Source organism: Bombella dulcis, from assembly GCF_026385505.1.
In the GTDB taxonomy this organism is placed as follows: domain Bacteria; phylum Pseudomonadota; class Alphaproteobacteria; order Acetobacterales; family Acetobacteraceae; genus Bombella; species Bombella dulcis.
The window spans coordinates 606077-632442 of sequence record NZ_JANIDV010000001.1 but is presented as its reverse complement, the minus strand read 5'-3'; the positions used below and the strand labels follow the sequence as shown (position 1 = coordinate 632442).

The window sequence follows — 26366 nt, the reverse complement described above, 5'->3', positions numbered from 1 at the left end:
TTCTGGTATTCATACAGGGTCTGATGAGGGTGCCCCGGTGAAGGTCGTGGCACCTTTCCTTGCATTTTGGAGGTTTCCCGTGACCGACGACAGCGTACAGGGCGCGAAGTCCGCTCTCTCAAAAATTCGCAACATCGGTATTACCGCTCACATTGACGCCGGTAAGACGACGACGACAGAGCGCATGCTCTATTACACTGGTATGTCCCACCGTATCGGTGAAGTGCATGACGGGAACACCACAACCGACTACATGGAGCAGGAGCGTGAGCGCGGCATCACCATCACCTCTGCTGCCGTGACCTGTGAGTGGGAAGGTCACCGCATCAACATCATCGACACGCCTGGTCACATCGACTTCAACATCGAAGTGAACCGTTCTCTCCGTGTGCTCGATGGTGCCATCTTCGTGATCGAAGGTGTGGCCGGTGTGCAGCCGCAGTCCGAGACCAACTGGCGTCTGGCTGACCGCTACAACGTGCCCCGCATCATCTTCATCAACAAGCTGGACCGTACCGGTGCCGACTTCGATTACGCCTTCAGCACCCTGAAGGAGAAGCTGGACATCGTGGCCATTCCGCTTCAGCTGCCGATCGGTGCTGAAGAAAACATGGTTGGCGTTGTTGACCTGGTGGAAATGCGCGCGATCGTCTGGGAAGGCGGTGAACTGGGTGCCAAATTCCACTACGAGGAAATCCCGGCTGACATGAAGGAACGTGCTGAAGAAGCACGCCAGAACCTGCTGGATACAGCCCTGAGTGTCGATACTGCCGCCATGGAAGAATATTTCGACAAGGGCGAAGTGGACGTTGCCACCCTGAAGCGGTGCATCAAGAAGGGCACCATCGCTGGTGAGTTCCGCCCTGTCCTGTGTGGTACGGCCTTCAAGAACAAGGGTGTGCAGCCGCTGCTGGATGCCGTGATCGACTACCTCCCGGCTCCGGACGAGGTTGAGGGCATCCGCATTGCTCCGCCGGAAGACAAGGAAGTCGATGAGAGCTTCCTGCCGATCATCCCGGTTGACCCGGAAGGCAAGTTTGCCGGTCTGGCCTTCAAGATTATTTCCGACAAATACGGTACACTGACCTTCGTCCGTGTCTATCGTGGCGTGCTGAACACGGGTGATACCGTGCTGAACACCACCAAGGGCACGAAGGAGCGTGTTGGCCGCATGTTCCAGATGCACGCTGACAAGCGTCAGGAAGTGAAGTCCGTCGGTGCTGGTGACATTGCTGCCTTCGTGGGTCTGAAAGACACCGTGACGGGTGACACGCTGGCCGATTCTGCTGATCCGGTCGTTCTGGAGCGTATGCAGTTCCCGGTTCCGGTGATCGACATTTCCGTCGAGCCGAAGACCAAGGATGCCGTCGAGAAGATGACGCTGGCTCTCCAGAAGCTGACAGCTGAGGACCCGTCCCTGCATCTGCGGACAGACCAGGAAACGGGCCAGACCATCCTTTCTGGTATGGGTGAGCTGCATCTGGACATCATCGTGGACCGTCTGCGCCGTGAATATGGCGTTGACGCCAACATCGGTGCTCCGCAGGTTGCCTACCGTGAGACGATCACCCAGTCCCACACCGAGACCTACACCCACAAGAAGCAGTCCGGTGGTTCCGGTCAGTTCGCTGAAGTGAAGATCACCTTCGAGCCGCTGACAGAAAAGGGTGCCGAAGAAATTCTCTTCGAGAACAAGATCGTCGGTGGTGCCGTGCCGAAGGAATATATCCCGGCTGTCGAAAAGGGCGTGCGTATGCAGTCCACGACGGGTGTTCTGGCTGGCTTTGACACGGTGGGCTTCAAGTTCACTCTGGAAGACGGTAAGTATCACGACGTTGACTCCTCCGCTCTGGCCTTCGAAATTGCCGCCAAGGCCTGCTTCCGTGAAGGCATGAAGAAGGCCGGTCCGGTCATTCTGGAACCGATCATGGATGTGGAGATCACCACACCGAACGATCACGTTGGTGACGTGGTGGGTGACCTGAACCGTCGCCGTGGTATCATCCAGAACCAGGAGACATCCGGCTCCACCGTTCTGATCCGGTCTCAGGTGCCGCTGAAGGAAATGTTCGGTTACATTTCCCATCTGCGTTCTGCCACGAAGGGTCGTGCATCCTTCACCATGCAGTTCCACCACTATGAGCCGGTGCCGCGCAACGTGCAGGATGAGATCATCGCAGAGCGTGCCTGATACGCTCCCTGGCGATTGTTCCTTCAGGAAGGCCCTCCGTCAGTTCGCTGGCGGAGGGTTTTCTTTTACGTCTGCTTGACAGAATGCGGCATGATGGTGTTCTGTCATTACACGGTGATGGATTGCCACCGGGCCATACAGGCCGAACCGCCACCCGGAAACGGGAAAGGCTGATGATTCCTGCCAATGAGACCCTTCATGGCGTATATGAAGGGCTGGTGAGGGAGTCTGTCATGCCGTCTTTTAAAGAATCCATATCCTTTCTGCTGAATCTTCTGCGCTGGCTTGGCCTGCTGGTGCCTCTGGCCGTCGTTGTGGGTAGTTCCTGCGCCCTGTTCCTCTGGATGCTGGAATGGGTGACGCAGTATCGTTTCATGCACCCTGCCATCCTGTATGGTCTGCCCTTTGCCGGTGTGGCTGTCGCCCTGTCCTATTACTGGTGGGGAGGCCGTGCGGGTGGTGGCAACAATCTCATCATTGATGAGATTCATCAGCCGTCAGAAGGCGTGCCGCTGCGTATGGCACCGCTGGTCTTCATCGGGACAGTGGTCAGCCACCTTTTCGGGGCCTCCGTCGGGCGTGAAGGTACCGCCGTACAGATGGGCGGGAGTCTCGCCAGCAGTTTTGCAAAATGGTTCCGGCTGGATAAGCGCAGCACGAGCATCCTTCTGACGGCTGGTGTGGCATCAGGGCTGGGAGCCGTCTATGGCACGCCCATTACAGGTGCCGTCTTCGGGCTGGAAGTTCTGACCCTTGGTGCGCTGGATTATTCAGCCCTGCTGCCCGTGGCCGTCACGTCCATCATCGCAGACTGGACATGCCATCAGTGGGGCATCCACCACGCCGTTTACCCGGTAACCTTCAAGGGGCTTGCGGCACCGGGACAGATTCCCTTCCATGTTGATGCCGTGTTGTGGGTGAAGGTGGCCATTGCTGCCGTGGCCTTCGGTTTTGCCAGCCGTGCCTTTGCGGAAGGTGTGTATCGGCTTGGCCCGGTCATTAAGAAAATCTGTCCCACGCCCTGGTTGCAGCCTGCCATTGGTGGTGTGGCGACCATTCTGCTGGTCTGGTTACTGGGAACACGGGATTATCTGGGGCTTGGCGTCATGGCACCCGAGGCGGGTGGAGCCTCCATCGTCAATTTTTTCAGCACGACCCATTATGACTGGAGCTGGCTGCTGAAACTGGTCTTCACCGTCATCGCTCTTGCGACGGGTTATAAGGGTGGTGAAGTGACGCCCCTGTTCTTCATAGGGGCCGGGCTGGGGAATGCGCTTGCTCCCGTACTGGGCGTGCCCGGTGATCTTCTGGCTGGTGTGGGCATGGTGGCTGTCTTCGGTGGTGCGGTGAATACCCCTCTGGCCTGTACGATTATGGGGGTGGAACTCTTTGGCGGGGCGAATATCGTCTATTACGCCACGGGCTGTTTCATTGCCTATCTCTGTTCCGGCCATACGGGCATCTACCTTTCCCAGAAGGTGGGTGTGCCCAAGGTATGGCGGCCCGATTTCGTGCCGGGGATTGCCCTGCGCCGCACGAGAGAAGGAATCTGGAAGGAAGAAGAGCAGCTCTGAATCAGAAAGGGCCTCTTTCCGGAAAGGAAAGAGGCCCTTTGTCCTGAAGGCCGTTTCTGGCCGCAGGACTGTATCAGCCGAAGCAGTGATTGGCGTGCATGATGGCCACGCCGACTTCACGAAGCAGGTCGAACGCGTCCCGCAGGGGCTGGAAGATTTCCCGATGTTCACGGGCGAAGCCCTGCGCCACACCGGCACCGCCCGGTTCACCGAAATCGAGATCAGCAATGCTGGGGGCCGTGATGGGAAAGAGATCATCCAGCAGGCGCAGTGCCCGTGGGACATCAAGGCAGAGGATCAGCGTCGTGATGGCTTCCCGCGTCAGCCCGCCACGGGGGCCGAAATAGGGGATGTGTGTTCCCAGTGTCCAGATGCGGTCCATCAGGGCGAAGCGGATGACATGGAGCAGCTTCTCGTTCACATCCATGCGGGGGGCTTCAGGCCATGCGGAGCGCAGGGCGATGTCTTCCCTCTGGATGCGGCGGAAGAGGGCCGGAACGCTCTTCCAGAATTCCAGTTCTTCCAGATCACGGGCAATGTTGAGGAAGTGAACCCGTTCATCAGCATTGTCGCAGTCGGCGGCACGGTTCAGCCATGTGCCGGGGTCCAGCTGGTGAATGGTGGCCCGCAGGACATCAAGGTCTGAATGTTTCAGGGCCTGGGAGGCAAAATCCATCAGCTGGCGGAAACGGGGCGAGCTGTGGCGCAGCTGCTCAAACTGTTCCGTGTGACGGCGGGCGGCTCCGCCAAGGCCGTGCAGGACATTGGCCCACCAGCCCAGCTGCTGGAGAATGGCATTGTTAGGAATGGCACGGATCTGGCTCGGATGGGTGATGCGTGTCACTCGTGCCGTGTCGGACTGGCGTGCAGAGGGGCGGGAGCCGGTCTTGTCCACCAGCGCAGGCCCGAAGGCACTCAGCAGGGCAGTATAGCCAGGGTCATTCACCAGATCGCCCATCTTCAGGGCGATGGTGGAGAAGAAATCCATGGCAAAATCAGGCTTGTTGAAAAGCGGGTCTTTCAGCCTGTCCGTGGCAATGGGTTCGCCCTGTGAGGCCACGAACTCGGCCAGCGTCGCAATGGTGGAGGAGGCGAGCCTGTCCGTCCCGAAGGAAAGGTAACCATCACCGCCCTGAAAAGCGGCTTCCACCCGGCTCGTGATACCTGCTTCACGCAGGGCATGGCGTGTATTGGCCGGGGAGAAATATTCCAGACGCTCTTTCAGGCTGAAAGGATGGGCACCACGGCCGATGCTCTCACCATGCGTGTCGAACATGGTGAGGGCGATGTCTTCCAGCCCATGTTCTTTCATCAGCTCCAGTGTGCGCAGGCGCAGGCGTTCGACCATGGGGCCAGCGGCCAGCTGCCCGACATAACGCCCGGAATCCGAATAGCCGAACTGGAGCGACAGACGGCCATTGGCCCGGAGATAGGCCCGCCAGTGGGGAGAGCGGAAGGCTTCTTCCAGAATTTCTTCCCCATTCTCCAGAGCCGTTTCCGTTTCGAAGAGCGGGGAAATTTCGATCTGGTCATCCCGGATGCCGAAGAGACGGGCCAGCCAGAGCGTGGCAAGCAGCGTATAGCCACTTTCCGTCTCGGCGATCAGGAAGCGGATGGGGGACCCGGAATCAACGTGCTTGAGAATCTGCGCCATCGTCATCATCAGGCGTGATGCCGCGCTGGGTTCCACCAGCAGGGCACCAAAGTCGATGGCCAGTGGCTTCAGGTCATCCATGGCGGCATCAATGTGCGAGAGAAGGGCACGCCGATGGAAAGGCAGGGTCGGGTCATCCGTCAGGCCCAGCCTCGTGCGGGCCACGTTGTAAATCTGTGCCGCATTGAGGCGGGTATGGATGTGGGACAGCCCCAGCCCATGATTGAGGAAGCCCGTGCGGATGACATCCAGCCGACGGGCAGCGGCTTCATCCAGTCCGGCGGCTTCTGTCCGGAAGAGGGGGAGAAGCTCTTCTGCACTGAGTAGGGCCGTTTCCCGCAGGTCGATGAGAATATGGGAGAAACGGGCAATGTCTTCCGGCTTCATGCTCTGGCCGGGGACAGAACGGGGGCAGGCCTCCCGCTGCTTCTGCGTGGCGTGCAGGGCGGATTCAACCCGTCTGCCAAGGGCAGAGTCTTTCAGGTCCATTTTTCCCAGACCATCCAGCAGGCGTTCCAGCTGGGCGATCTTGAGACCCAGACGGATGCGGATGGTATCCCACCAGCCGATGTCATTGCGGCCATCCGTATCGAACCCGACCCAGCTTGCCAGCCGGACGGAGGCTGGGGTCAGTTCCGTGACATCGGGCCAGCGACGGCGGGCAGTCTGGAAGATTTCCGCAGACAGCCTGTCCAGCGCATCACGCCCGCGGGTGATGGCGGCAAGGGCAAGGGCCTGTTCTTCATCCAGTGTTGGTGGCGTGCTGCGACGGTGGGTCGGCAGGGAGGGAACCGGGCAGGAAGGGTCTTCAGCACGGCGGGCCAACAGTTCGTAAACATCATTGGCCAGAGCAAAGGTCGGGTGTGCGGTGAAGACGGCAGCAAAACCGGTGGAGGCAAGGTCATCAGGTGTCCGGGCCTGGGCGACCAGCTGCTCTGCCACTTTGCGCAGGCGAGGTTCCGGCGGGCATTCCGCACCGTCATGCTCCAGACCGATATAGCGGCGCAGGGCATCGGCACGGGTCACAAAGTTGCGGTCCCGCAACAGACGGACAGCCTGCCCGATCGTGTCCAGCCCGTTTTCCGTCCCCGTTTTTTCCGCAATGGAAATGATCAGGCCGGAAAGGTCATGCGGTGCATGTTTCAGCACCGTGGCGCAGGATTCAATCAGTTCGGCAGGCGATGCGTCAGCAGGGGAGGCGCAATCTGGCATGGGGAACAGTCTCGCTTGTCTTGATCTCATGGCAGCCGGAAAGGGTATGGCTCCATTACCGGCACGGTCGTTCCTGTATAGGCTCAATTATGTTAATGCGCCAAGTGCTGTTAATAAGTGTTCGCTGTCGTGTGATCCGTGTTCTACTGCTGTTTTCCGGGATGGCAGGTGCCCGGATCGGCTCCGTGCAGGCGGCCATAGGAGGTTAGCCCAACATCATGTCCGTTCCGGTGCGTAAAAATCGGGTTTCTTTCTGGGCCACCCTGCTGCTGGCTGGTGCCTCTGCACTGGCGGTCATCAGTCGGCTGAGCCTCTGGCAGAAGCTGTTCGGGCCTTCGCTCTGGCTGGAGATGGTGCGTGCGGGCAGTCAGGCCGGTGTCGTGGGGGGGCTGGCCGACTGGTTTGCCGTCACGGCCCTGTTCCGTCATCCGCTGGGTCTGCCCATTCCACATACGGCCATCCTGCCGCAGCGCAAGGCCCAGCTGGGGGAAGCTCTCGGGCGTTTCATGGTCGAGCATTTCCTGACGGAAGAGGAACTGTTCCGTCTTCTGGAGCGGGCTGACCTGCCAGCCGCTCTGGCCCGTCTCCTTCAGCGGGATGAAACGGAGGAGCATCTGCTCCGGCATCTGCGGGGTCTGGCTCCGGCCGTGCTGGAACGGATGGGAGACGGGCGGGGCGGTTCATTTCTGGCCACCCTGTTCCCGACCCTGATGAAGCGGGACGACATTGCCGCCCTTGTCATCCGTGGGCTGCGGGCCATGGTGGATGGTGACGTGCATCAGGAGGTTTTCTCGTTCTTCCTGGCCCAGTTCAAGGAGCTGGTGAATACGAAGGAAGCGGACCTGCACAGTTTTGTGGAAAAACGGGTGCGGGAGCAGGGGGGACGGCTGCTGGGCTGGGCGATCGGGGCGTCGGTGGCCACGCAGGTGCTGACGGCCCTGAAGGCGGAGCTGAACCGGGTGGACCCGATGGATTCCGATATCCGGCATGGTTTCACCCGCTGGGTACGGAAGAAAATTCACCAGCTGGATGAAGACCCCCAGAGTGCTCATGATCTGATGGACAGCATCACGGCCTTTTTCTCTCACGACAGTGTGAAAGAGTGGAGCGGCGGCCTGTGGCGGCGTTTCTGCCAGATGGTGGAGGACGACAGCCAGCGTGATGACGGGCTGAACGTGCAGGCCCTGAAGACGGCCTATCAGCAGCTGGTGGATATGCTTTCACAGCGGACGGACCTGTCCAGCCAGTTGGATCAGGCGGTCCGTCAGGCTGTCAGGCAGGCCCTGCCGCAGATGCAGCAGACTGTGGCGGGCATGATTGCCCGTGTCGTCGGGCAGTGGGATGCGGACAGCCTGTCATCCCGTCTGGAATCCGGCATCGGGAAGGACCTGGCCTATATCCGGGTTAATGGCACTGTGGTCGGTTTTGTGGTAGGTGCCGTGCTGGAGGCTCTACTCATCCTGCTTGTCCCGTGATGAGGGCCGGACAGGGCCTGTTTCATATGAATATTACATAAAGCTTGACCCCCGGAAAAATATGGGTCACTTCCTTGAATGGGGACCGGTAGGGTCTTAAATTAAGAATCATTGATACAGGCTGTAGGTTTTTCATCGTGCTGAGACTGTCCAAACTGGCTGATTATGCGACTGTTGTTCTTGTACGTCTTGGTGTGCGTGGCGATCTGGCCACGGCTGCGTCTCTGGCGCAGGAGACCGGCGTGCCGGAACCAACCGTCGCCAAGCTGCTGAAGGGACTGGCAGCGGGTGGGCTGGTCGTGTCCTACCGTGGCGCACGGGGCGGGTACCGTCTGGCCGAGGAGCTGAAGGACATTTCTGTAGCACGGGTGATCACCGTCGTGGATGGCCCCATCTGTGTGACGGCCTGTTGTGATGGCAGGGAATGTGCCCACGGGGAAACCTGCGGCCTGTCCGGGCAATGGGATATGGTCAATGGAGCGGTCCGTCAGGCCCTTGAGACCATATCTCTGGCAGATATGGCCAACCCCGATCTGAAATTCGATCCGTCCTCTGCCGCATCGGCGGGAGCGACGATGCGTGGACCTGAGGAACAGGGAGGATGTCATGCCGGCTGTGTCGGAAACCCGTGAAACCGTTGAGAAACTGGCCAAGTCCAATTACGAGTGGGGTTTTGAGACGAATGTGGAGATGGACCTCGCCCCGAAGGGGCTGAATGAGGACATCGTCCGGCTGATTTCCGCTCGCAAGAAAGAGCCACAGTGGATGCTGGAATGGCGTCTGAAGGCCTTCCGTGCCTGGCAGGAAATGAGCGAGCCGAACTGGGCAAAGGTCAAGCATCCGCCGATTGACTATCAGGATGCCCACTATTTCGCCCAGCCCAAGAAGAAGGATGGCCCCAAGAGCCTTGATGAGGTCGATCCCGAGCTGCTGAAGACCTACGAGAAGCTTGGCATCCCCCTGCATGAGCAGGAGATGCTGGCCGGTGTGGAAGGCGCAGGGCAGAAGACGCCCGTGGCCGTGGATGCGGTGTTCGACAGTGTCTCCGTGGCAACGACCTTCCGCAAAACGCTGGCCGAGGCGGGCGTGATTTTCTGCCCGATCTCCGAGGCCATCATCGAGCATCCTGAACTGGTGAAGAAATATCTGGGTACGGTCGTGCCCGTGGCGGACAATTTCTTCTCGGCCCTGAATTCGGCCGTCTTTACCGACGGGTCTTTCGTGTACGTGCCCAAAGGGGTGCGGTGCCCGATGGAGCTGTCCACCTACTTCCGCATCAATGCCCGTAATACGGGACAGTTCGAGCGGACGCTGATCATTGCCGAGGATCAGGCCACCGTCTCCTATCTGGAAGGCTGCACGGCTCCGCAGCGTGACGAGAACCAGCTTCATGCTGCTGTGGTCGAGCTGGTGGCGATGGAAGATGCCTTCATCAAATATTCCACGGTGCAGAACTGGTATCCGGGTGATGAGAACGGCAAGGGCGGCATCTATAACTTCGTGACCAAGCGGGGCATCTGCAAAGGTGACCGTGCCCGCATCTCATGGACACAGGTCGAGACCGGTTCCGCCATTACGTGGAAGTATCCATCCTGCATTCTGGCAGGGAAGGGATCGGTTGGTGAGTTCTATTCCGTTGCCGTGACGAACGGGCATCAGCAGGCCGATACAGGCACGAAGATGATCCATCTGGCCCCGGATACACGGTCCACCATCGTGGCGAAGACCATATCCGCTGGTCAGTCGGACAGTACCTATCGTGGGCTTGTCCGTATGCAGCCCAAGGCACGCAACGGACGCAACTTCACCCAGTGTGACAGTCTGCTGATCGGTGACCAGTGCGGTGCCCATACGGTTCCCTATATCGAGAGCCGCAACATGAGCGCACGCATCGAGCATGAGGCGACAACATCCAAAATTTCCGAGGACCAGCTCTTTTACTGCCGGTCCCGTGGTTTTTCAGAAGAGGAAGCCGTTGGCCTGATCGTGAACGGTTTCTGCCGGGAAGTTCTTAAGGAACTCCCGATGGAATTTGCTGTGGAAGCACAGAAGCTGCTTCAGATCAGTCTGGAAGGGAGCGTGGGTTAAGCTATGAGTGATTTTCTGAAGATTGAAGGGCTGAAGGCCCAGATCGATGCTGACGGAACCTCCAAGGAAATTCTGAAGGGTCTGGACCTGACAATCCCCAAGGGAGAGGTTCATGTCATCATGGGGCCGAACGGGTCCGGCAAGTCCACGCTGTCCTACGTTCTGGCAGGGCGTGAGGATTACGAGGTGACGGGTGGTTCCGCTCATTTCAAGGGGCAGGACCTGCTGGAGCTGGAGCCGGAAGAGCGTGCCGCACTGGGTGTGTTTCTTGCCTTCCAGTCCCCTGTGGAGCTGCCGGGTGTCAATAACGCCAACTTCCTGCGGACGGCCGTGAATGCCGTGCGCAAGGCCCGTGGTGAGGAAGAGCTGGATGCCGTGTCCTTCCTCAAGCTGGCACGGGAGGAAACGGGCCGTCTTTCCATGTCCGGCGAGATGCTCAAGCGTGCCGTGAATGTCGGCTTCTCCGGTGGTGAGAAGAAGCGCAATGAAGTGCTTCAGATGCGCCTGCTCAAGCCTTCACTGGCTATCCTGGATGAGACGGACAGCGGGCTGGATATTGATGCGCTGCGCATCGTGGCGGATGGCGTCAATTCCCTGCGGGGGCCGGATTTCTCGTCTCTGGTGATCACCCATCATCAGCGTCTTCTGGACTATATCGTGCCGGACCGTGTGCATGTCATGGCCCACGGGCGCATCATCCATAGTGGCGGGCCGGAAGTGGCCACCCTGCTGGAAAAACAGGGCTACAAACAGTTTCTTGAGGCAGCAGCGTGAGTGAGAACAGTGCAGCAGCCTGGCAGGCCCTGACGGGCCGTGCCGGGGAGCGTGCAGCCCTGCTGGGGACGGAAGGGCTGCCGACAAGGCGGGTGGAAGCATGGCATTATACGCCGCTCCAGTCCCTGAATGGAATTGCATGGCAGGTAGCACCAGCTCTGGATGATGCCGCCGTGAAGCAGCGTATCGACGGGCTGAACCTGCCGACCCATGATGGCCTGCTGGTTTTTGCCAATGGGCGGTTCTGTAAGGGGCTGTCCCATCTGCCGGCCTGCATGGATGTGCAGGAATATGGTGACGGGTCTGCCGTGCAGCCGCTGCTGGCAGGGCGTTTCTCTGCCGGACTGAATGCGGCCCTGCGTCAGCCGGGGGCACGCCTGCATGTTCCGGTCGGGAAGGATGCCGGTCTGATTGTCATGGTCAGCCTGACGGAAGGGAACGGTGTGTCCACCCATCTTCATCACAGCATTACGCTGGATGAGGGGGCACGGCTGACCCTGCTGGATATCCAGCTTGGTGAGGGCCAGTATCTGACCAACCCCCAGATGGATGTCCATTGTGCAGCCAATGCACATCTCAGCCATGTTACGAAGCAGGTGGAAAGCCGTGAGGCGGCCCGTCTGGCGATCGTGGGGGCCTGTATTGGTGAGCGGGGCAATTATGACAGCTTTACGCTCAACCAGGGCGGCGTTCTGGCCCGCCAGGAAGTGGTCAGCCAGCTTTCCGGGTCGTTCAGCAACACGAACGTCAATGCCATCCAGCTTGTTGATGGCAGTCGGCTGAATGATCTGTCTTCCATGATTCACCATGCCTCTCCGGACTGCACGTCCCGCCAGACGGTACGGACGGTGCTGTCCGAAAATGGACAGGGCGTGTTCCAGGGCAAGATTCTGGTGGACCAGATTGCCCAGAAGACCGATGGTTACCAGATGAATCAGGCCCTGCTCCTGTCCGAAAAGGCGCAGATGAACAGCAAGCCGGAGCTTGAGATTTACGCTGATGACGTCAAGTGCAGCCACGGGGCGACCGTTGGTGCATTGGATGAAGACCAGCTTTTCTATCTCCGCTCCCGTGGTGTTCTGGAAGAGCAGGCCCGTGACATGCTGGTTCAGGCCTTCCTTTTGGAGACGGTGGAACTTGTGGAGCATGAGAGCCTGCGTGACTATCTGCTGAAAGCATTGCCCGGCCATGTCTGATACTGTGCGTGCCCGCTTCCCCATTCTTTCCGAAACGGCTCATGGGCGTCCGCTGGTCTTTCTGGACAGTGCGGCCTCCGCCCAGAAGCCGGAGTGCGTCATCGACGCCATGAGCGAAGCGGCACGGCACTGTTACGCCAACATCCATCGTGGTCTGTACGACATGAGCGAACGGACCACGCAGGCCTATGAGGCCGTGCGGGATGATGTGGCCCGGTTCCTCAATGCGGCGGACCGGCGGGAGATCGTCTTTACCAAGAATAGCACGGAAGGCCTCAATCTGCTGGCCCATTCGCTGGGCAACCAGCTGAAACCCGGTCAGGCCGTGCTGATTTCTGCGCTGGAGCATCATGCCAACATCGTGCCTTGGCTCATGCTGCGGGACCGTCTGGACATTGAGCTGCGTGTTGCGCCGATCAATGAGGCTGGTGATATTGACCTGGCCGCTTATGAAGAGCGGCTGAAGGATGGCCGTGTCGCTCTGGTTTCGGTCACGCACATGTCCAACGTGCTGGGAACCATCACGCCGGTGACGAAGCTGGCAGAGCTGGCGCATAAGTACGGGGCGAAGATCATCGTTGATGGCTCCCAGTCCATCGTCCATCGCAAGGTGGACGTGCAGGCTCTGGGGGCGGATTTCTTCGTCTTTACCGGTCATAAGCTCTATGGCCCGACAGGGGTCGGCATCCTCTGGGGGAAACTGCCTCTGCTGGAGGAAATGCCGCCTTTCCTTGGCGGTGGCGACATGATCCGCTCCGTCTCGTTCGAGAAGGCCACATGGGCGGATGCCCCGCACAGGTTTGAAGCCGGAACGCCCGCCATTCTGGAGGTGCTGGGTCTTGGGGCCGCCATCCGTTTCGTGGAAAGTCTCGGGGCAGAGGCGATTGAAGCACATGAGCGTGATCTGGTCGCTTATGCCCAGAAGGTTCTTGAAAAGACGGAAGGGGTGCGCATCATGGCGAACCCGGTGGAGCGGGGGGGTGTTTTTTCGCTTCAGGTGGAAGGGGCACACCCGCATGATCTGGCTGTCCTGCTGGATCAGCAGGGAATTGCCATCCGGGCCGGGCAGCATTGTGCTGAACCGCTGATGCAGGAGCTGGGAGTGCAGGCGACCGCCCGGGCCAGTTTTGCCATTTATACGACACGTGACGAGATAGACGCTCTGGCCCACGGCATCGAGCGTGCGCGTGCCTTACTTGCGTGAGGATGTCATGACAGAAACAGACGACCTGAAGATCAGAGAAGAAGCGGTTTCTCCCGCTGTGGACGAGACCATTCCCGATGGGCCGTCTGTTCCGACACGGGAGCAGGCTTATGAGGGGCAGGAAGAGCTTGTTCCTCCGCCTGTTGATGCGCCGCCGCAGCAGGATGAAGTCATCGCCGCCATCGAGACCGTTTTTGACCCGGAAATCCCGGTCAATGTTTATGAACTGGGGCTGATCTATGCCATCGACCTGCATGATGACGGGCGTGTGGACATCGAGATGTCCCTTACGGCTCCGAACTGCCCCAGTGCCCAGGAACTGCCCCAGATGGTGCGTTATGCCGTACTGTCCGTGCCGACCGTGCGGGAAGTGACCGTCAGGGTGGTATGGGACCCGCCGTGGGACATGAGCCGGATGAGCGACAATGCCCGTCTTGCCCTGAACATGTTCTGACTGAAGATCGCTGGAAACTGAAAATCGGGAGGGTGATTTCATGACAGCTACTGCACCCAGACGCAGCCTGCCACCTCTGATGACCATGACGGATCGGGCCGCCGTCCGCCTGAAGGCCCTGTATGAAGGGGCCGAGCAGGGCAAGTTCCTGCGTATCAGCGTGGGCAAGCGTGGCTGTTCCGGCATGTCCTACGAGATGAATTTCGTGCCGGAAATCCAGAAAGGTGACGAACGGATCGAGGATCATGGCCTGACCCTGCTGGTGGACAGCAAGGCCACGCTCTTCCTGATCGGGACAGTCATGGATTATGAGGTGAAGGAGCTGGAATCAGGCTTTACCTTCACCAATCCCAATGAAAAGGGTCGTTGCGGCTGTGGGGAAAGCTTCCACGTCTGATTTTGTGGAAGCGATCCAGAAATGATGAAGCGGAAGGGAGGATCAGCCCTTCCGCTTTTTTTCGGCTTTGCGGATGCGTTTGGGGTCTCTGGACAGAACCAGCACGGTTTCCACATCCGTGGACCAGAGAAACTGGTCGATCACGGTCCATGACAGTATGGCAAAACCGGCCTGCTTCATGGCGGGGAGTTCTTTCTCCAGGGCAGCCGGATTACAGCTGACATAGACCATGTCCTGCACTTTGGAGCGCAGAAGGGACGCAAGCTGTTTGCCGGTACCGGCATAAGGCGGGTCCAGCACGACCACACGGGCCTGATTCAGTTCCGGTGGGAGGAGGGGCTGGCGGTTCAGGTCCCGCTCAACCCCTTCGGCACGGCTGCCATGTGTGGCGGCCCGCAGGGCGGTGATGGCGGCCCTGTCGCCTTCATAGGCCTGTACGAAACCATGCTGCGCCAGAGGGAAGGTCAGGGTCCCGCAGCCAGCATAGAGTTCGATGATCCGGTCTTTCCGGTTCAGTGGTGGCAGACCGGCCAGAACGGCGTCACGGATGGCCTGTTCCCCTTCCTGACTGGCCTGAAGAAAACTGGCTGGAGGAGGAGAGACCTTCACGCCACCAAAATGATGAAAAACCGGCCCTGTCTGGGCTGCCGTTTCCATCACCCTGCCGGGAGCCGAACGCCATGTGATGCGGGGAATGCGATGCGCCCGTGCGAAAGCGGCCAGTTTTTCCCTGTCAGACCCGCTCAGGGGAGCGGGTGTTTCCAGCATCAGGTCTGGTCCGCTCTCCAGCAGGTTGATGGCCAGATTGGCACGGCTCGTCAGGGCACCGAGAGAGGACAGGCACTGGCGGAGGGCAGGGAGAAGAGCCAGAAGCTCCGGGCGGATGAGGGGACATTCCGTCATGTCCACCGGATCACCACCCCGCTGGTGAAGCCCCAGAACCATTCCTCCCGGAACCCGTTGCAGGGCCACATCCAGCCGCTGACGGCTATGGGGTGGCGTCTGGTACAGGGCAGGTTCCGGCAGATCGGTAAAGCCGCTCCTGTTCAGGACACGCTGGACCTGATCTTTCTTCCAGTCCAGCAGGGCGGCCTGATCCATATGCTGGAGGGCACAGCCCCCGCAGTGTTCGGCGAGGGAGCAGGGAGGCGTCACCCGTTCGGAAGCGGAGCTTTCCCGGTCCAGCAGCTCCACCTGCCCGTCATGAAAGTGCAGATGCAGCTGCTCACCCGGCAACGTACCGGGGATGTACCATGTCTGCCCATCATGACGAACCATCCCGTCGCCCGAACGGCCAAGTTGTTCGACGGTGGCACGACTCTGCGTGGAGGTTTCCATCATGATTCAGACGGGTCACGAGGTTCCGGCAGGAAGCTGACCTTCATGAAGGCGGGCACATTTTCGCCAAATCCGTCCTGAAGGCCGTTCTTTTCCGGTACGGGCGGCAGCAGCTCGGCCCGGCCGGAACGCTGCTTATGGTCATGCTTGCGGGCTTCTGGCAGCGGGTCACGTTCCGGCTGTTTCTTGCGGGCAGGGCGCTCTTCCGTTCTGGTTTCGGCCGTCTTCCTGTTTTTTCCACCCTGCTGCCGGTCTTTGCCTTCAGACCTGGTGGAAGAAGTCGGAGAGGCCTCTTCATCACCCCGCCACGCAAGATGCCGGAAGCCTTTGACCGTCAGTGGCTCGATCGTCTTGCCTGTCAGGGTTTCGACGGCTTCAAGCAGCTTCTGTTCGTCTGGTGTGGCCAGACTGTAGGCTTTGCCTTCCTTGCCTGCACGGCCGGTGCGGCCGATGCGGTGAACATAATCTTCCGCATTGAAGGGCAGGTCATAATTGAAGACGTGAGACAGGCCGCCAATGTCGATGCCCCGGGCGGCCACATCCGAGCAGACCAGAATCTGGAGATCACCGGTGCGGAAGCGTTCCAGCGTTTCAAAGCGGAGATCCTGCGTCAGGTCGCCATGCAGGTGTCCGACAGAGAATTTCTGCCGTGTCAGATGGCTCTCCAGCATGTCCACGTCACGCTTGCGGTTGCAGAAGATGATGGCATTCTGCACGCCGTCCTGACGCAGCAGGGCGCAGAGGGCACGGTTCTTGTCCTTCTTCTCCACGACCAGCAGCCCTTCGGTGATGGTGCTGGCAACGGAAGACTGACGGGCGACGGTGATTTCCTTCGGGCTGTTCAGGAAGTCATCAGCCAGACGGCGAATCTCCGGGGCCATGGTGGCGGAGAAGAAAAGGGTCTGGCGTCGCCTGGGCAGCAGGCTCACGATGCGTTCAATGTCGGGGATGAAGCCCATGTCCAGCATACGGTCCGCCTCATCAATGACGAGCAGGTCCGTCTGTGTCATCAGCAGCCCGCCCCGCTCGAACATGTCAAGCAGACGGCCCGGCGTGGCGATGAGGACATCGACACCACGGTTCAGAAGCTCCCGCTGTTCGTTCATCTTGCCGCCGCCAATCAGCAGTGCATGAGTGAGACGGAGGTGGGCACCGTACTGCTTGAAATTCTCGGCGACCTGAAGGGCAAGCTCACGGGTCGGCTCAAGAATGAGCGACCGGGGCATCCGGGCACGGGCACGGGATTTTGAGAGCTTCTCCAGCATCGGCAGGGTGAAGGAAGCCGTCTTGCCGGTTCCTGTCTGCGCTACGCCCAGAACATCACGACCAGCCAGAATCTCCGGGATGGCCTGTTCCTGGATGGGCGTGGGGTGCGTATAGGCCATCTCCTCAATCGCCCTGAGGATGGACGGGGAGAGAGCAAGATCGCTGAAGCTGATGCGGTCATCCGTTTCCGGCACGACGGGTTCGTCGGCCGGGCTGTCCTGTTCCGGGGCGGGGGCTGCCACAATCTCCGGTTCGGCTTCTGTTACTGGTTTGCGGCGGCGTGCAGGTCTGGCCGGGGTCCTCTTCTTTGCAGCCGTGGCCGGAGCGGTGTCTTCAGAGGCCTCGGCTTTGGCAGATGTACGGCGTCGAGTTGTTTTTTTTGTAGATTCGATCGTCACTTTTACTCTGTCGGAGGATACTACAGGAACATCCGAATTGGTAGGCTTAACGGAACTTTTATTACGTGTTGTCGTCGATGTTTTTTTTGTATTTTTACCTACTAGAGGTTCATCTTTTTGGAAAGGGTTTGTCTTTTCGAGGGTGGAAACGCTATTGCGATTCGCAATTACCTCAAAAGGAGAGCTGAGTGAATCACTTTCGGCGCGTTTTTTTGCTGATTTTTGTGCCAGGGTAGCAGACATTCCCCGGGAAGTTTTATCTTCCGGCCGTTCTGTTTCGGTCTCTGTCCCGATCTGGGGTGTCTTTGCACGGGTAGAGGATGTTTTCCGCGTGCGGCTGGTGCTGCTGCGGGTCTTGGACGGACCAGAGGATGGTTTACTGCTCAAATGACTCTCGGAATGTTTCTGTTACGGGTCGGGTTGCCCGGCAACCCCTGTCGGGCGGCTGGAAGAATGCCGGGGAAGACGGGCTACATCATCCCCGGTTCATTACTGTCCGTTATCGTTAAATGCCGTTTTTGGCAAGATAATAGGCTGTCGGTTCAGGGTTGATGACAGGGCATCAGGCTCCGCCACCAAGGGCACCGGCAATGATGGCGATGGCTCCAATGAGGGCCATGAGAGCGGCTCGCCGGTGCAGGGACGTGAAAAGCTGCGGCTGAGGGCGGATGGCACGGCGTGCAGCACGCAGGGGACCAAACAGCATGGTCAGGAAAATGACGATCATGATGAGACCGCAGAAGGCCATAAGATGAAACGGCCAGGGCAGGTGCGGACCGGCATGGATGATGAGGGCGATTCCACTGATGATGGCTACGGGAACCACATGGCAGAGTGCCCTGAGGTAGCGTCCATAGGTCTGGAGCAGCACCGTGCTGGCTTGCTGGGCCTCCAGTAGGCGGGTGGTACGGCGGGATTGGAGGCAGAAGATGGCTCCACCAACCCAGTAGGTGATGCAGAGAAGATGCAGGGCAAGAATGAGACCCCAGAGAAGTGAACTGGTCATAGTCAATCCGTGGTATGTAACTGAATGGTCGGTCACGTCTTATAGAGGGAAGATTCCATTATGTCCTGTTTTCCGTACAGGAAAGCGTCCGCCTCGCTCTTGCTGAGTCCGGAGGATACACGGCGCATGGATCGTGCCATGGCATCAGCCCTGCCGATGGTCATGGAACGGGCGGGCATGATGGCAGCCCGGATCATGTGCCAGCATTTCCGTCCCCGTTCCGTGCTGGTGGCATGCGGGCCGGGTAATAATGGTGGTGACGGCTATGTGTTGGCCCGTCATCTGGCAGACCGGGGGTGGCCGGTCCGTGTGGCCGCCCTGCATCCGCCACGGGAGAACAGTCTTGCCGGGATGATGGCCCGACGCTGGCGGGGTGAGACCGTAGCCTTCACGCCGGGAGAGGCCGGGAGGGCGGATATGGTGGTGGATGCCGTGTTTGGTGCAGGCATGAACCGCCCTCTGCCTGAGCTGGTTGAGCAGTTTCTGGCGGCGGCACGGCAGATCGTGGCCATTGACGTTCCCTCCGGCCTTGATGGAGCAACCGGCCTGTGCATGGGGCAGGTCACTCCATGCTGCATGACCATTGCGCTGATCCGGAAAAGGCCCGGCCATCTGCTGTCGCCCGGGCGGTCGCTCTGTGGCGAGGTGTTCTGTGCGGACCTTGCCATTCCGCAGGAGATCATGGCCAGTATGGAAGGGAGGGTCTGGGAAAATGGACCGACCCTGTGGAGGCTTTCGGCGCAGGCAGCGGATGATCATAAATACAGGCGGGGTGTCGTCAGTATCTGTGGTGGGGCGGAGATGCATGGTGCGGCTCTCTTCGCTTTTGAGGCGGCACGGCATGTCGGGGCCGGGCTGGTGAGGCTGACGGTGCCGTCCGAGGCTGCGCTTCTCTATCGACTCGCTTCTCCTGCAGCGATCGTTGATACGCAGCCTTTGGGACAGGCCCTGGAGGATGAGCGGCGTCAGGTATGGGTGTGTGGTCCCGGTCTGGGGTTGGAGGAGGCAGGGCAGGCACTGCCGTTGCTGGTGAACACCGGACGGAAGATCGTGGCGGATGCAGGCGTGCTGACATGGGCGGCGGGCGAGCCTGAACGTTTGAAGGGCGTGTCGGTCATCACGCCCCATATGGGGGAATTTGCCCGTCTTTTCGGGAAAGATGACGGGAGCCGCCTGGAAGCGGCGAAGCAGGCGGCTGCTCGTCTGGAGACCGTGGTCGTCCTGAAAGGAGCTGATACCCTTATTGTGGCTCCGGACGGGCGCGTGGCGATCAATGTTCATGCAGCACCGGCTCTGGCCGTTGCGGGGGCAGGTGATGTGCTCAGCGGGATCATCGGGGCGTTTCTGGCAGCCGGAATGCCTGCATGGGAAGCCGCCGCAGCTGGCGTGTGGGTGCATGGCGAAGCTGGACGCCGTGCTGCTGACAGGAAGGCGGGCTGGATTGTCTCTGAAGACCTTTTCGGGGAGCTTGGGCCTGCCCGTCATGCAGCCACGTCTTTCATGGTGGAAGAATGATGGGTGAACAGGCGGCAGGGAGAATACGGAACCGTTTCTGCCGCAAATGACATATTTGCAAACGCAGCCCTTGCCGATGCCGACTTCATGCGCTAAATCCGCAAGCTAATGAAGGTTCCGTCCCTGAAGGCCGGGGGGCGGATACTGGAGAATAGGCCGTATGGTTCATGCGGGCGTGGTGAAATTGGTAGACACGCCAGATTTAGGTTCTGGTGGCGCAAGCTGTGGGGGTTCAAGTCCCTCCGCCCGCACCAAGGCATTCTCCATCTGAAATACGATGTCAGTGATCCCCTTATTGTAGAGAAGGACTAACGGATTCATGCAGGTTACGCCCACACTCACTGAAGGTCTGAAACGGTCCTTCACCGTAGTTATTCCCGCTGCTGACCTGCAGGGCCGTTGTGATGCCCGTCTGGCCGAAGTCAGCCGTGACGTGAAGCTGCCGGGCTTCCGTCCGGGCAAGGTGCCGGCTGCTGTCGTCAAGCAGCGTTTCGGTGAGTCCGTCCAGGCGGAAGTGACCGAGAAGTTGGTGCAGGAAAGTGTGAAGTCCCTGCTGGAAGAACAGGACATCCGTCCGGCCCTGCAGCCGAAGGTTGATCTGGTTTCCCCCGGTACGGATGGCAAGGACCTTGAGTTCACGCTGGAAATGGAAATCCTGCCGGAAATCCCGACCCCTGACATGTCCGGTACGAAGCTGACCCGCTACAGTGCCAAGGTCGCTGACGAGGTGGTGGAGAAGGCCCTCAGTGAGGTTGCACAGCGCAGCCGCAAGTTCGAGACGGTTGATGAGCAGCGTCCGGCTGTCAAGGGTGATGTCCTGAACGTCAATTTTGTTGGCAAGAAGGATGGTGTGCCGTTCGATGGCGGTACTGCCGAGGACGTGAATGTCGAGATCGGTGGTGCCGGTTTCATCCTCGGTTTTGCCGAGCAGATGGAAGGCATGAAGCCGGGTGAGGAGCGGACCATCACCGTGACCTTCCCCGAGAACTATCAGGCCAAGGAACTGGCCGGTCAGGAAGCCACCTTCGAGATCAAGGCCAATGCCCTGAAGAAGGCTGTGGACCCGACCATTGATGATGAGTTTGCCAAGTCCCTTGGGCTGGAAAGCGTCGAGCAGATGCGCAAGCTGATCGCGGAGCAGGCCGAGGGTGAGTACAAGCAGCTTTCCCGTATGCGCATCAAGCGGGACCTGCTGGACATCATGTCCGAGAAGGCCGACTTCGAGGCTCCCCAGAGCATGGTTGAGGCCGAGTTTGGCCAGATCTGGAGCCGGATCGAAGAAGAGCGCAAGAATGGCGGTCTTGATGAGAAGGATGCGGCCAAGGACGAAGAGACCCTGCGTGCCGACTATCGCAAGATTGCCGAACGCCGTGTGAGACTGGGGCTGCTGCTGGCCGAGATCGGCCGTAAGCAGAACATTCAGATTGCCCAGGAAGAGCTGCTGGCTGCCATGCAGCAGGAAGCACGCCGCTACCCGGGGCAGGAGCAGGCCGTGTTCGAGTTCTTCACGAAGAACCCGCAGGCCATCGAAAGCCTGCGTGGTCCGATCCTTGAAAACAAGGTCGTGGATTATCTGATCGAACTGTCTGACGTGACGGACAAGGAAGTGACGCCTGAAGAGCTGGCTGACATGCCGGATGCTGACTGAGCGTTGAGCCTGATGGAAAAGGGGCAGCAGCCGCTGCCCCTTTTTTTTGCTCCCGGCTGGAAAATTCCCCTGCCATAAGTCTTTCCGCACGGAGACAGGGGGAGAGTGGGTGTGCTAGGCTGGAGGGAACTGTGAAGGAAAATACCTATGGGCATTGAAGACCGTAATCCTCTGGACGTGTTCAATAATACGCTTGTTCCAATGGTGGTTGAGCAGACCTCGCGGGGGGAACGCTCTTTCGACATCTATTCCCGGCTTTTGCAGGAGCGCATCATCTTTCTGACGGGGCCTGTCTATGATCAGGTTTCATCGCTGATCTGTGCGCAGCTGCTCTATCTTGAGAGCGTCAGCCCGAACAAGGAAATTTCTTTCTATATCAACAGTCCCGGTGGTGTCGTGTCCGCCGGTCTGGCGATGTATGATACCATGCAGTATATCCGCTCTCCGGTCAGTACGGTCTGCATCGGTCAGGCTGCATCCATGGGGTCGCTGCTGCTGGCCGCTGGTGAGGCTGGCCGCCGGTTCTGCCTGCCGAATGCCCGTGTGATGGTCCATCAGCCTTCCGGTGGGGCGCAGGGACAGGCTTCGGACATTGAGATTCAGGCCCGTGAAATTCTCCAGATCCGTCATCGCCTGAACGAAATCTATCGTGAACATACGGGGCGTGCCCTTGAGGAGATTGAGGAAGCACTGGAGCGTGACCGTTATCTGTCCGCCATCGAGGCCAGGGAATTCGGTCTGGTGGATGAGGTTGTGGTACGTCACCCCACGGAGAAGAGAAAGGCCTGAGCCTGACTGTTCCGGCAGGGCATCCAGAGGTCTGAACACACCCGTTTTTCATGCGGGTTTGAGGAGCTGTAATGAGCGGAAAAGAGAGCGACTCCAAGAATACGCTTTATTGTTCATTCTGTGGGAAATCCCAGCATGAAGTGAAAAAACTCATCGCCGGGCCGACCGTATTCATCTGCAATGAATGTGTTGAGCTGTGCACGGACATCATCCGTGAGGAGCGTGGTACCGGCCCCGTGACCAGCGGTGAGGGTGTTCCGACTCCTCGTGAGATCTGCCAGATTCTCAATGATTATGTGATCGGTCAGAGTGAGGCCAAGAAGGTTCTCTCCGTTGCCGTGCACAATCATTACAAGCGGCTCGAGCAGGCCGAGAAGGCAGGTGATGTCGAGATCGGCAAGGCCAACATCATGCTGATCGGCCCGACCGGCACCGGCAAGACCCTGCTGGCCCAGACACTGGCCCGCATTCTCGACGTGCCTTTCACCATGGCGGATGCCACCACCCTGACAGAGGCTGGTTATGTGGGGGAGGATGTCGAGAACATCATTCTCAAGCTGCTTCAGGCCTGTGACTATAATGTCGAGCGTGCCCAGCGGGGCATTGTCTATATCGACGAGATCGACAAGATTTCCCGCAAGGCGGAAAATCCGTCCATTACCCGCGATGTGTCCGGTGAAGGTGTGCAGCAGGCCCTGCTGAAGCTGATGGAAGGCACCGTGGCGTCCGTTCCGCCGCAGGGTGGGCGCAAGCATCCGCAGCAGGAATTCGTGCAGGTTGATACGACCAACATGCTTTTCATCTGCGGTGGTGCTTTTGCGGGGCTGGACAAGGTCATCAGTGCCCGTGGCAAGGGCAGTGCGATCGGTTTCGGAGCGGACGTGCGGGCTGAGGATGACCGCAAGCTGGGGGACATCCTCAAGGACATCGAGCCTGAGGACCTCATGAAATACGGCCTCATTCCTGAATTCATCGGGCGTCTTCCCGTCATTGCGACGCTGAATGATCTTGATGAGGCGGCCCTGGTGCAGATCCTGACAGAGCCGAAGAATGCTCTGGTCAAGCAGTATCAGCGTCTCTTCCAGATGGAAGGGGTGGAGCTTGTCTTTGAGGACGAGGCCATCAAGGGGATTGCGGCTCGGGCCATTGAACGGCAGACAGGTGCCCGTGGTCTGCGCTCCATCATGGAGAAAATCCTGATGGAAACGATGTTCGATCTGCCGGGCCGGAAGAATGTCGAGAAGGTCGTGGTCAATCGTGACGTGGCTGAGGGCAAGGCCGAGCCTGTCTATGTTCATGGTCCGGAGGCCAGCGAAGAGAAGGCAGCTAACTGACAGAATGATGCTGGCAGATTTCTCCTTTCTGCTGGCACTTCATGGTGGCAGGGTATTGTTCCCCATGCCCTGATACCCCACATAGAGACCGAGAATGAAAGAGCCTCTGCCGTGCCTTTCAGATAGGGCGGTGAAGGTTTGATCGTCCTTTATGGAGATCCTGACGCATGAGTGACGAAAAGAAACCCAAGACAGCCCGTCGCAGGGCTGCTGACAGCAAGAAGACGGACAGCAAGCCTGCAACGGCCCGTACACGGCGCACGGCCTCCACTTCCGGCGCAGAGGGCAAGGCAAAAACAGCCAAAGCTGCTGCCCCTCGTAAGAAGGCAGCCCGGCCTGTGACGGAGAAAGCGGCCAGCGAGAAGAAGACGGCCCGTGTCGTCAGGCCTGTCCTGCCTGTGCTGCCCCTGCGGAATATCGTCGTCTTCCCGCACATGATCGTGCCGCTCTTCGTGGGGCGTGAGAAGTCCATTCATGCGCTGGACAGGATGCCGGAAGACGGGCGTGAGATCATTCTGGTTTCCCAGAAGGATGTGGGCAAGGATGAACCGACCGTGGATGACGTGTTCCGTGTCGGAACGGTTGCCAGCGTCCTTCAGCTGCTGAAGCTGCCGGATGGAACGGTGAAGGTCCTTGTGGAAGGGCTGCGCCGTGTCCGTCTGGTCGGGCTGAAGGAGCAGGGTGGGTACTTCCAGAGTTCAGTTGAAGACCTGCCGGATGAGCTGAGTGGCCGTGAGGGTGAGCGTGAGGCTCTGGCCCGCTCCGCCATGAAGCGTTTTGAGGATTATGCCCGCCTGAACAAGAAGGTGGCCCCGGAGGTTCTGGCTTCAGTCAGCCAGCTGGAGGACCCGTCCCGTCTGGCGGATACGATTGCCAGCCATCTCAACCTGCGCATCCCGGAACGGCAGGAGCTGCTGGAAATCCTTTCCGTCGAGGAGAGGCTGGAACGCATCTTTGCAGGCATGGAGGCGGAGATTGACGTTCTTCAGGTGGAGAAGCGCATTCGCAGCCGCGTGAAGAAGCAGATGGAGAAAACCCAGCGGGAATATTATCTGAATGAGCAGATGAAGGCCATTCAGAAGGAGCTGGGCGAGGGCGAGGATGGCCGTGACGAGCTGGGTGAGATCGAGGAGAAGATCGAATCCCAGGGGCTCAGCCGGGAGGCGAAGGAAAAAGCCCGTGGTGAGCTGAAGAAGCTGCGGAACATGAGTCCCATGTCTGCCGAAGGTACGGTAGTCCGCAGTTATCTCGACTGGCTGGTGGGTCTGCCCTGGAAGAAGAAGTCCAAGCTCGCAGAGTCACTCCAGAAAGCGGAGGATGTTCTTGAGGCCGATCATTACGGGCTTGAGAAGATCAAGGAACGTATTCTGGAATATCTGGCTGTCCAGAGCCGTGCGAAGAAGCTGAAAGGCCCGATCCTCTGCCTGGTCGGCCCTCCGGGCGTTGGCAAGACGTCTCTGGCACGCTCTATTGCCAGGGCGACAGGGCGGAAATATGTCCGCATGTCTCTGGGTGGCATGAAGGATGAGTCCGAGATCCGTGGGCACCGGCGCACCTATATCGGGGCCATGCCGGGGAAGATCATCCAGGGGGTCAAGAAGGCCGGGGTCAGCAACCCGCTCTTCCTGCTGGATGAGGTGGACAAGCTCGGTTCCGACTGGCGTGGTGACCCATCTTCCGCCCTGCTGGAGGTGCTGGACCCGGAACAGAACAACACGTTCGGGGACCATTATATCGAAGTGGAATATGATCTGTCGGACATCATGTTCATCGCTACGGCGAACTCTCTTGATATGCCGCAGCCGCTGCTGGACCGTATGGAGATCATCCGTCTGTCCGGCTACACGGAAGACGAGAAGCTGGAGATTGCCAAGCGGCATCTTCTGGCCAAGCAGGAGAAAGAACATAATCTGCGTCCCGGTGAATGGCGTGTGACGGACGAGGCTCTTCTGGCCCTGATCCGGTCTTACACGCGGGAAGCCGGGGTGCGCAGTCTGGAGCGCATGATTGCCCGGCTGGCCCGCAAGGCCGTGCGTGAGATCATGTCCGGCAAAGTCAGGAAAGTTGAGGTGACGCCGGAGACGCTGGAGACTTATGCTGGCGTGCCCCGTTATCGGCATAGTGAGGCCGACAAGGAAGATCAGGTCGGTATCGTGACCGGTCTGGCATGGACGGAGGTCGGTGGTGAGATACTGACCATCGAGAGCCTGACCATGCCCGGCAAGGGCGCGATCCGCCATACGGGCAAGCTCGGCGACGTGATGAAGGAAAGTGTCTCCGCAGCCTTCTCTTATGTGAAGTCCCGTGCGGAATCGTTCGGCATTGATCCTGCCGTGCTGGAAAAGACGGACATCCATGTGCATCTGCCGGAAGGCGCAGTGCCCAAGGATGGTCCTTCTGCCGGGTCGGCCCTGACGACGTCGCTGGTCAGCGTGCTGACACGCATTCCGGTCCGTCATGATGTTGCCATGACAGGAGAGGTGACCCTGCGGGGCCGTGTGCTGGAGATCGGCGGGCTGAAGGAGAAGCTTTTGGCTGCCCTCCGTGCTGGCATCAAGACGGTGATGATCCCGGAAATGAATGTCAAAGACCTTGCCGAGATTCCGAAAAATGTGAAGCAGGGGCTGGAAATCATCCCCGTGCAGCATATGGATGAGGTGCTGAACATTGCCCTGACAGCCTCCCCCACAGTCCTGCCTACGAGCCATGTGACGGGCACGAAAGGCAGGAAGGCAGATGGGAACGGAATTTCTCGCTCAATTCGGCACTAAGTGAGGGTATCTTGCCCTCCGGCTGTTGACGCGGGCGAAAACCGCTTCATAGTGCAGATGTAAATTGCAATATGTGATTCTG

The 26366-nt window shown here is 59.2% G+C and carries 20 protein-coding genes, 1 tRNA gene and 1 riboswitch; of the genes, 17 read left to right on the top strand and 4 right to left on the bottom strand.

The window, feature by feature from the left end; translation table 11 throughout:
* The first annotated feature begins 79 nt into the window (after positions 1 to 79).
* Together fusA and NQF87_RS02860 are read left to right on the top strand one after the other, a co-directional pair.
* Positions 80 to 2191 carry an elongation factor G gene (gene fusA, locus NQF87_RS02865; RefSeq protein ID WP_266126904.1) on the top strand — a complete coding sequence of 704 codons (2112 nt, stop codon included), beginning with the start codon at positions 80 to 82 and terminating at the stop codon, positions 2189 to 2191.
* A 104-nt stretch (positions 2192 to 2295) separates the two neighbouring features.
* Positions 2296 to 2381, top strand: a riboswitch (Fluoride riboswitch).
* Between the two features lie 43 nt (positions 2382 to 2424).
* Complete coding sequence (locus tag NQF87_RS02860) at positions 2425 to 3765, top strand: voltage-gated chloride channel family protein (protein ID WP_266126903.1); 1341 nt, start codon at positions 2425 to 2427, stop codon at positions 3763 to 3765.
* Between the two features lie 73 nt (positions 3766 to 3838).
* Here NQF87_RS02860 and NQF87_RS02855 read toward each other — a convergent pair whose 3' ends face one another.
* The gene (locus NQF87_RS02855) at positions 3839 to 6631 is read right to left on the bottom strand and encodes a phosphoenolpyruvate carboxylase (protein ID WP_266126902.1); all 2793 of its coding nucleotides are present in this window, start codon (positions 6629 to 6631) and stop codon (positions 3839 to 3841) included.
* 218 nt (positions 6632 to 6849) lie between these two features.
* On the opposite strand from NQF87_RS02855, the gene NQF87_RS02850 reads away from it, so the two are divergent.
* From NQF87_RS02850 to NQF87_RS02815, 8 genes are all read left to right on the top strand, one after another.
* Entirely contained in the window at positions 6850 to 8106 is a 1257-nt protein-coding gene (locus NQF87_RS02850) for a DUF445 domain-containing protein (protein ID WP_266126901.1), read from the top strand.
* 137 nt (positions 8107 to 8243) lie between these two features.
* Complete coding sequence (locus NQF87_RS02845; protein WP_266126900.1) at positions 8244 to 8738, top strand: SUF system Fe-S cluster assembly regulator; 495 nt, start codon at positions 8244 to 8246, stop codon at positions 8736 to 8738.
* On the top strand, positions 8713 to 10194 hold the full coding sequence (gene sufB / locus NQF87_RS02840; protein ID WP_266126899.1) for a Fe-S cluster assembly protein SufB: 1482 nt from the start codon (positions 8713 to 8715) through the stop codon (positions 10192 to 10194). Before NQF87_RS02845 ends, sufB begins: the two co-directional genes overlap by 26 nt.
* Positions 10195 to 10197: 3 nt before the next feature.
* Positions 10198 to 10968: a Fe-S cluster assembly ATPase SufC gene (gene sufC / locus NQF87_RS02835; protein WP_266126898.1), complete on the top strand. Its 771-nt coding sequence runs from the start codon at positions 10198 to 10200 to the stop codon at positions 10966 to 10968.
* Positions 10965 to 12164 carry a Fe-S cluster assembly protein SufD gene (gene sufD, locus NQF87_RS02830; RefSeq protein ID WP_266126897.1) on the top strand — a complete coding sequence of 400 codons (1200 nt, stop codon included), beginning with the start codon at positions 10965 to 10967 and terminating at the stop codon, positions 12162 to 12164. Before sufC ends, sufD begins: the two co-directional genes overlap by 4 nt.
* Positions 12157 to 13368, top strand: a complete 1212-nt coding sequence (locus NQF87_RS02825) for an aminotransferase class V-fold PLP-dependent enzyme (protein WP_266126896.1) — start codon at positions 12157 to 12159, stop codon at positions 13366 to 13368. Before sufD ends, NQF87_RS02825 begins: the two co-directional genes overlap by 8 nt.
* Before the next feature lie 7 nt (positions 13369 to 13375).
* Entirely contained in the window at positions 13376 to 13822 is a 447-nt protein-coding gene (locus tag NQF87_RS02820) for an SUF system Fe-S cluster assembly protein (protein ID WP_266126895.1), read from the top strand.
* A 40-nt stretch (positions 13823 to 13862) separates the two neighbouring features.
* The gene (locus NQF87_RS02815; protein WP_266126894.1) at positions 13863 to 14219 is read left to right on the top strand and encodes a HesB/IscA family protein; all 357 of its coding nucleotides are present in this window, start codon (positions 13863 to 13865) and stop codon (positions 14217 to 14219) included.
* Between the two features lie 42 nt (positions 14220 to 14261).
* Here the strand turns inward: NQF87_RS02815 and NQF87_RS02810 are convergent, their stop codons facing one another.
* A complete protein-coding gene (locus NQF87_RS02810) occupies positions 14262 to 15560 on the bottom strand; it encodes a class I SAM-dependent RNA methyltransferase (protein WP_266126893.1) in 1299 nt (432 codons plus the stop codon).
* Positions 15557 to 17221, bottom strand: coding sequence for a DEAD/DEAH box helicase (locus NQF87_RS02805; protein ID WP_266126892.1), 1665 nt, complete (start codon positions 17219 to 17221; stop codon positions 15557 to 15559). Before NQF87_RS02805 ends, NQF87_RS02810 begins: the two co-directional genes overlap by 4 nt.
* 37 nt (positions 17222 to 17258) lie before the next feature.
* Here NQF87_RS02805 and NQF87_RS02800 point away from each other — a divergent pair, with 37 nt between their 5' ends.
* Positions 17259 to 17612 (top strand): hypothetical protein, encoded by a 354-nt coding sequence (locus NQF87_RS02800; RefSeq protein ID WP_266126891.1) that lies wholly within the window; start codon positions 17259 to 17261, stop codon positions 17610 to 17612.
* Positions 17613 to 17783: 171 nt separating this feature from the next.
* Here the strand turns inward: NQF87_RS02800 and NQF87_RS02795 are convergent, their stop codons facing one another.
* The gene (locus tag NQF87_RS02795) at positions 17784 to 18227 is read right to left on the bottom strand and encodes a hypothetical protein (protein WP_266126890.1); all 444 of its coding nucleotides are present in this window, start codon (positions 18225 to 18227) and stop codon (positions 17784 to 17786) included.
* Between the two features lie 126 nt (positions 18228 to 18353).
* Here NQF87_RS02795 and NQF87_RS02790 point away from each other — a divergent pair, with 126 nt between their 5' ends.
* The 6 genes from NQF87_RS02790 (at position 18354) to lon (ending at position 26284) form a co-directional block, all read left to right on the top strand.
* The gene (locus tag NQF87_RS02790) at positions 18354 to 19742 is read left to right on the top strand and encodes an NAD(P)H-hydrate dehydratase (RefSeq protein WP_266126889.1); all 1389 of its coding nucleotides are present in this window, start codon (positions 18354 to 18356) and stop codon (positions 19740 to 19742) included.
* 169 nt (positions 19743 to 19911) lie between these two features.
* Positions 19912 to 19996, top strand: a tRNA-Leu gene (locus NQF87_RS02785).
* 65 nt (positions 19997 to 20061) lie between these two features.
* Positions 20062 to 21390, top strand: coding sequence for a trigger factor (gene tig, locus NQF87_RS02780; RefSeq protein ID WP_266126888.1), 1329 nt, complete (start codon positions 20062 to 20064; stop codon positions 21388 to 21390).
* A gap of 147 nt (positions 21391 to 21537) precedes the next feature.
* Positions 21538 to 22179: an ATP-dependent Clp protease proteolytic subunit gene (locus NQF87_RS02775; RefSeq protein WP_266126887.1), complete on the top strand. Its 642-nt coding sequence runs from the start codon at positions 21538 to 21540 to the stop codon at positions 22177 to 22179.
* A 71-nt stretch (positions 22180 to 22250) separates the two neighbouring features.
* On the top strand, positions 22251 to 23513 hold the full coding sequence (gene clpX / locus NQF87_RS02770) for an ATP-dependent Clp protease ATP-binding subunit ClpX (RefSeq protein ID WP_266126886.1): 1263 nt from the start codon (positions 22251 to 22253) through the stop codon (positions 23511 to 23513).
* A gap of 167 nt (positions 23514 to 23680) precedes the next feature.
* Positions 23681 to 26284 carry an endopeptidase La gene (gene lon / locus NQF87_RS02765; protein ID WP_266126885.1) on the top strand — a complete coding sequence of 868 codons (2604 nt, stop codon included), beginning with the start codon at positions 23681 to 23683 and terminating at the stop codon, positions 26282 to 26284.
* The last annotated feature ends 82 nt before the right edge of the window (positions 26285 to 26366 follow it).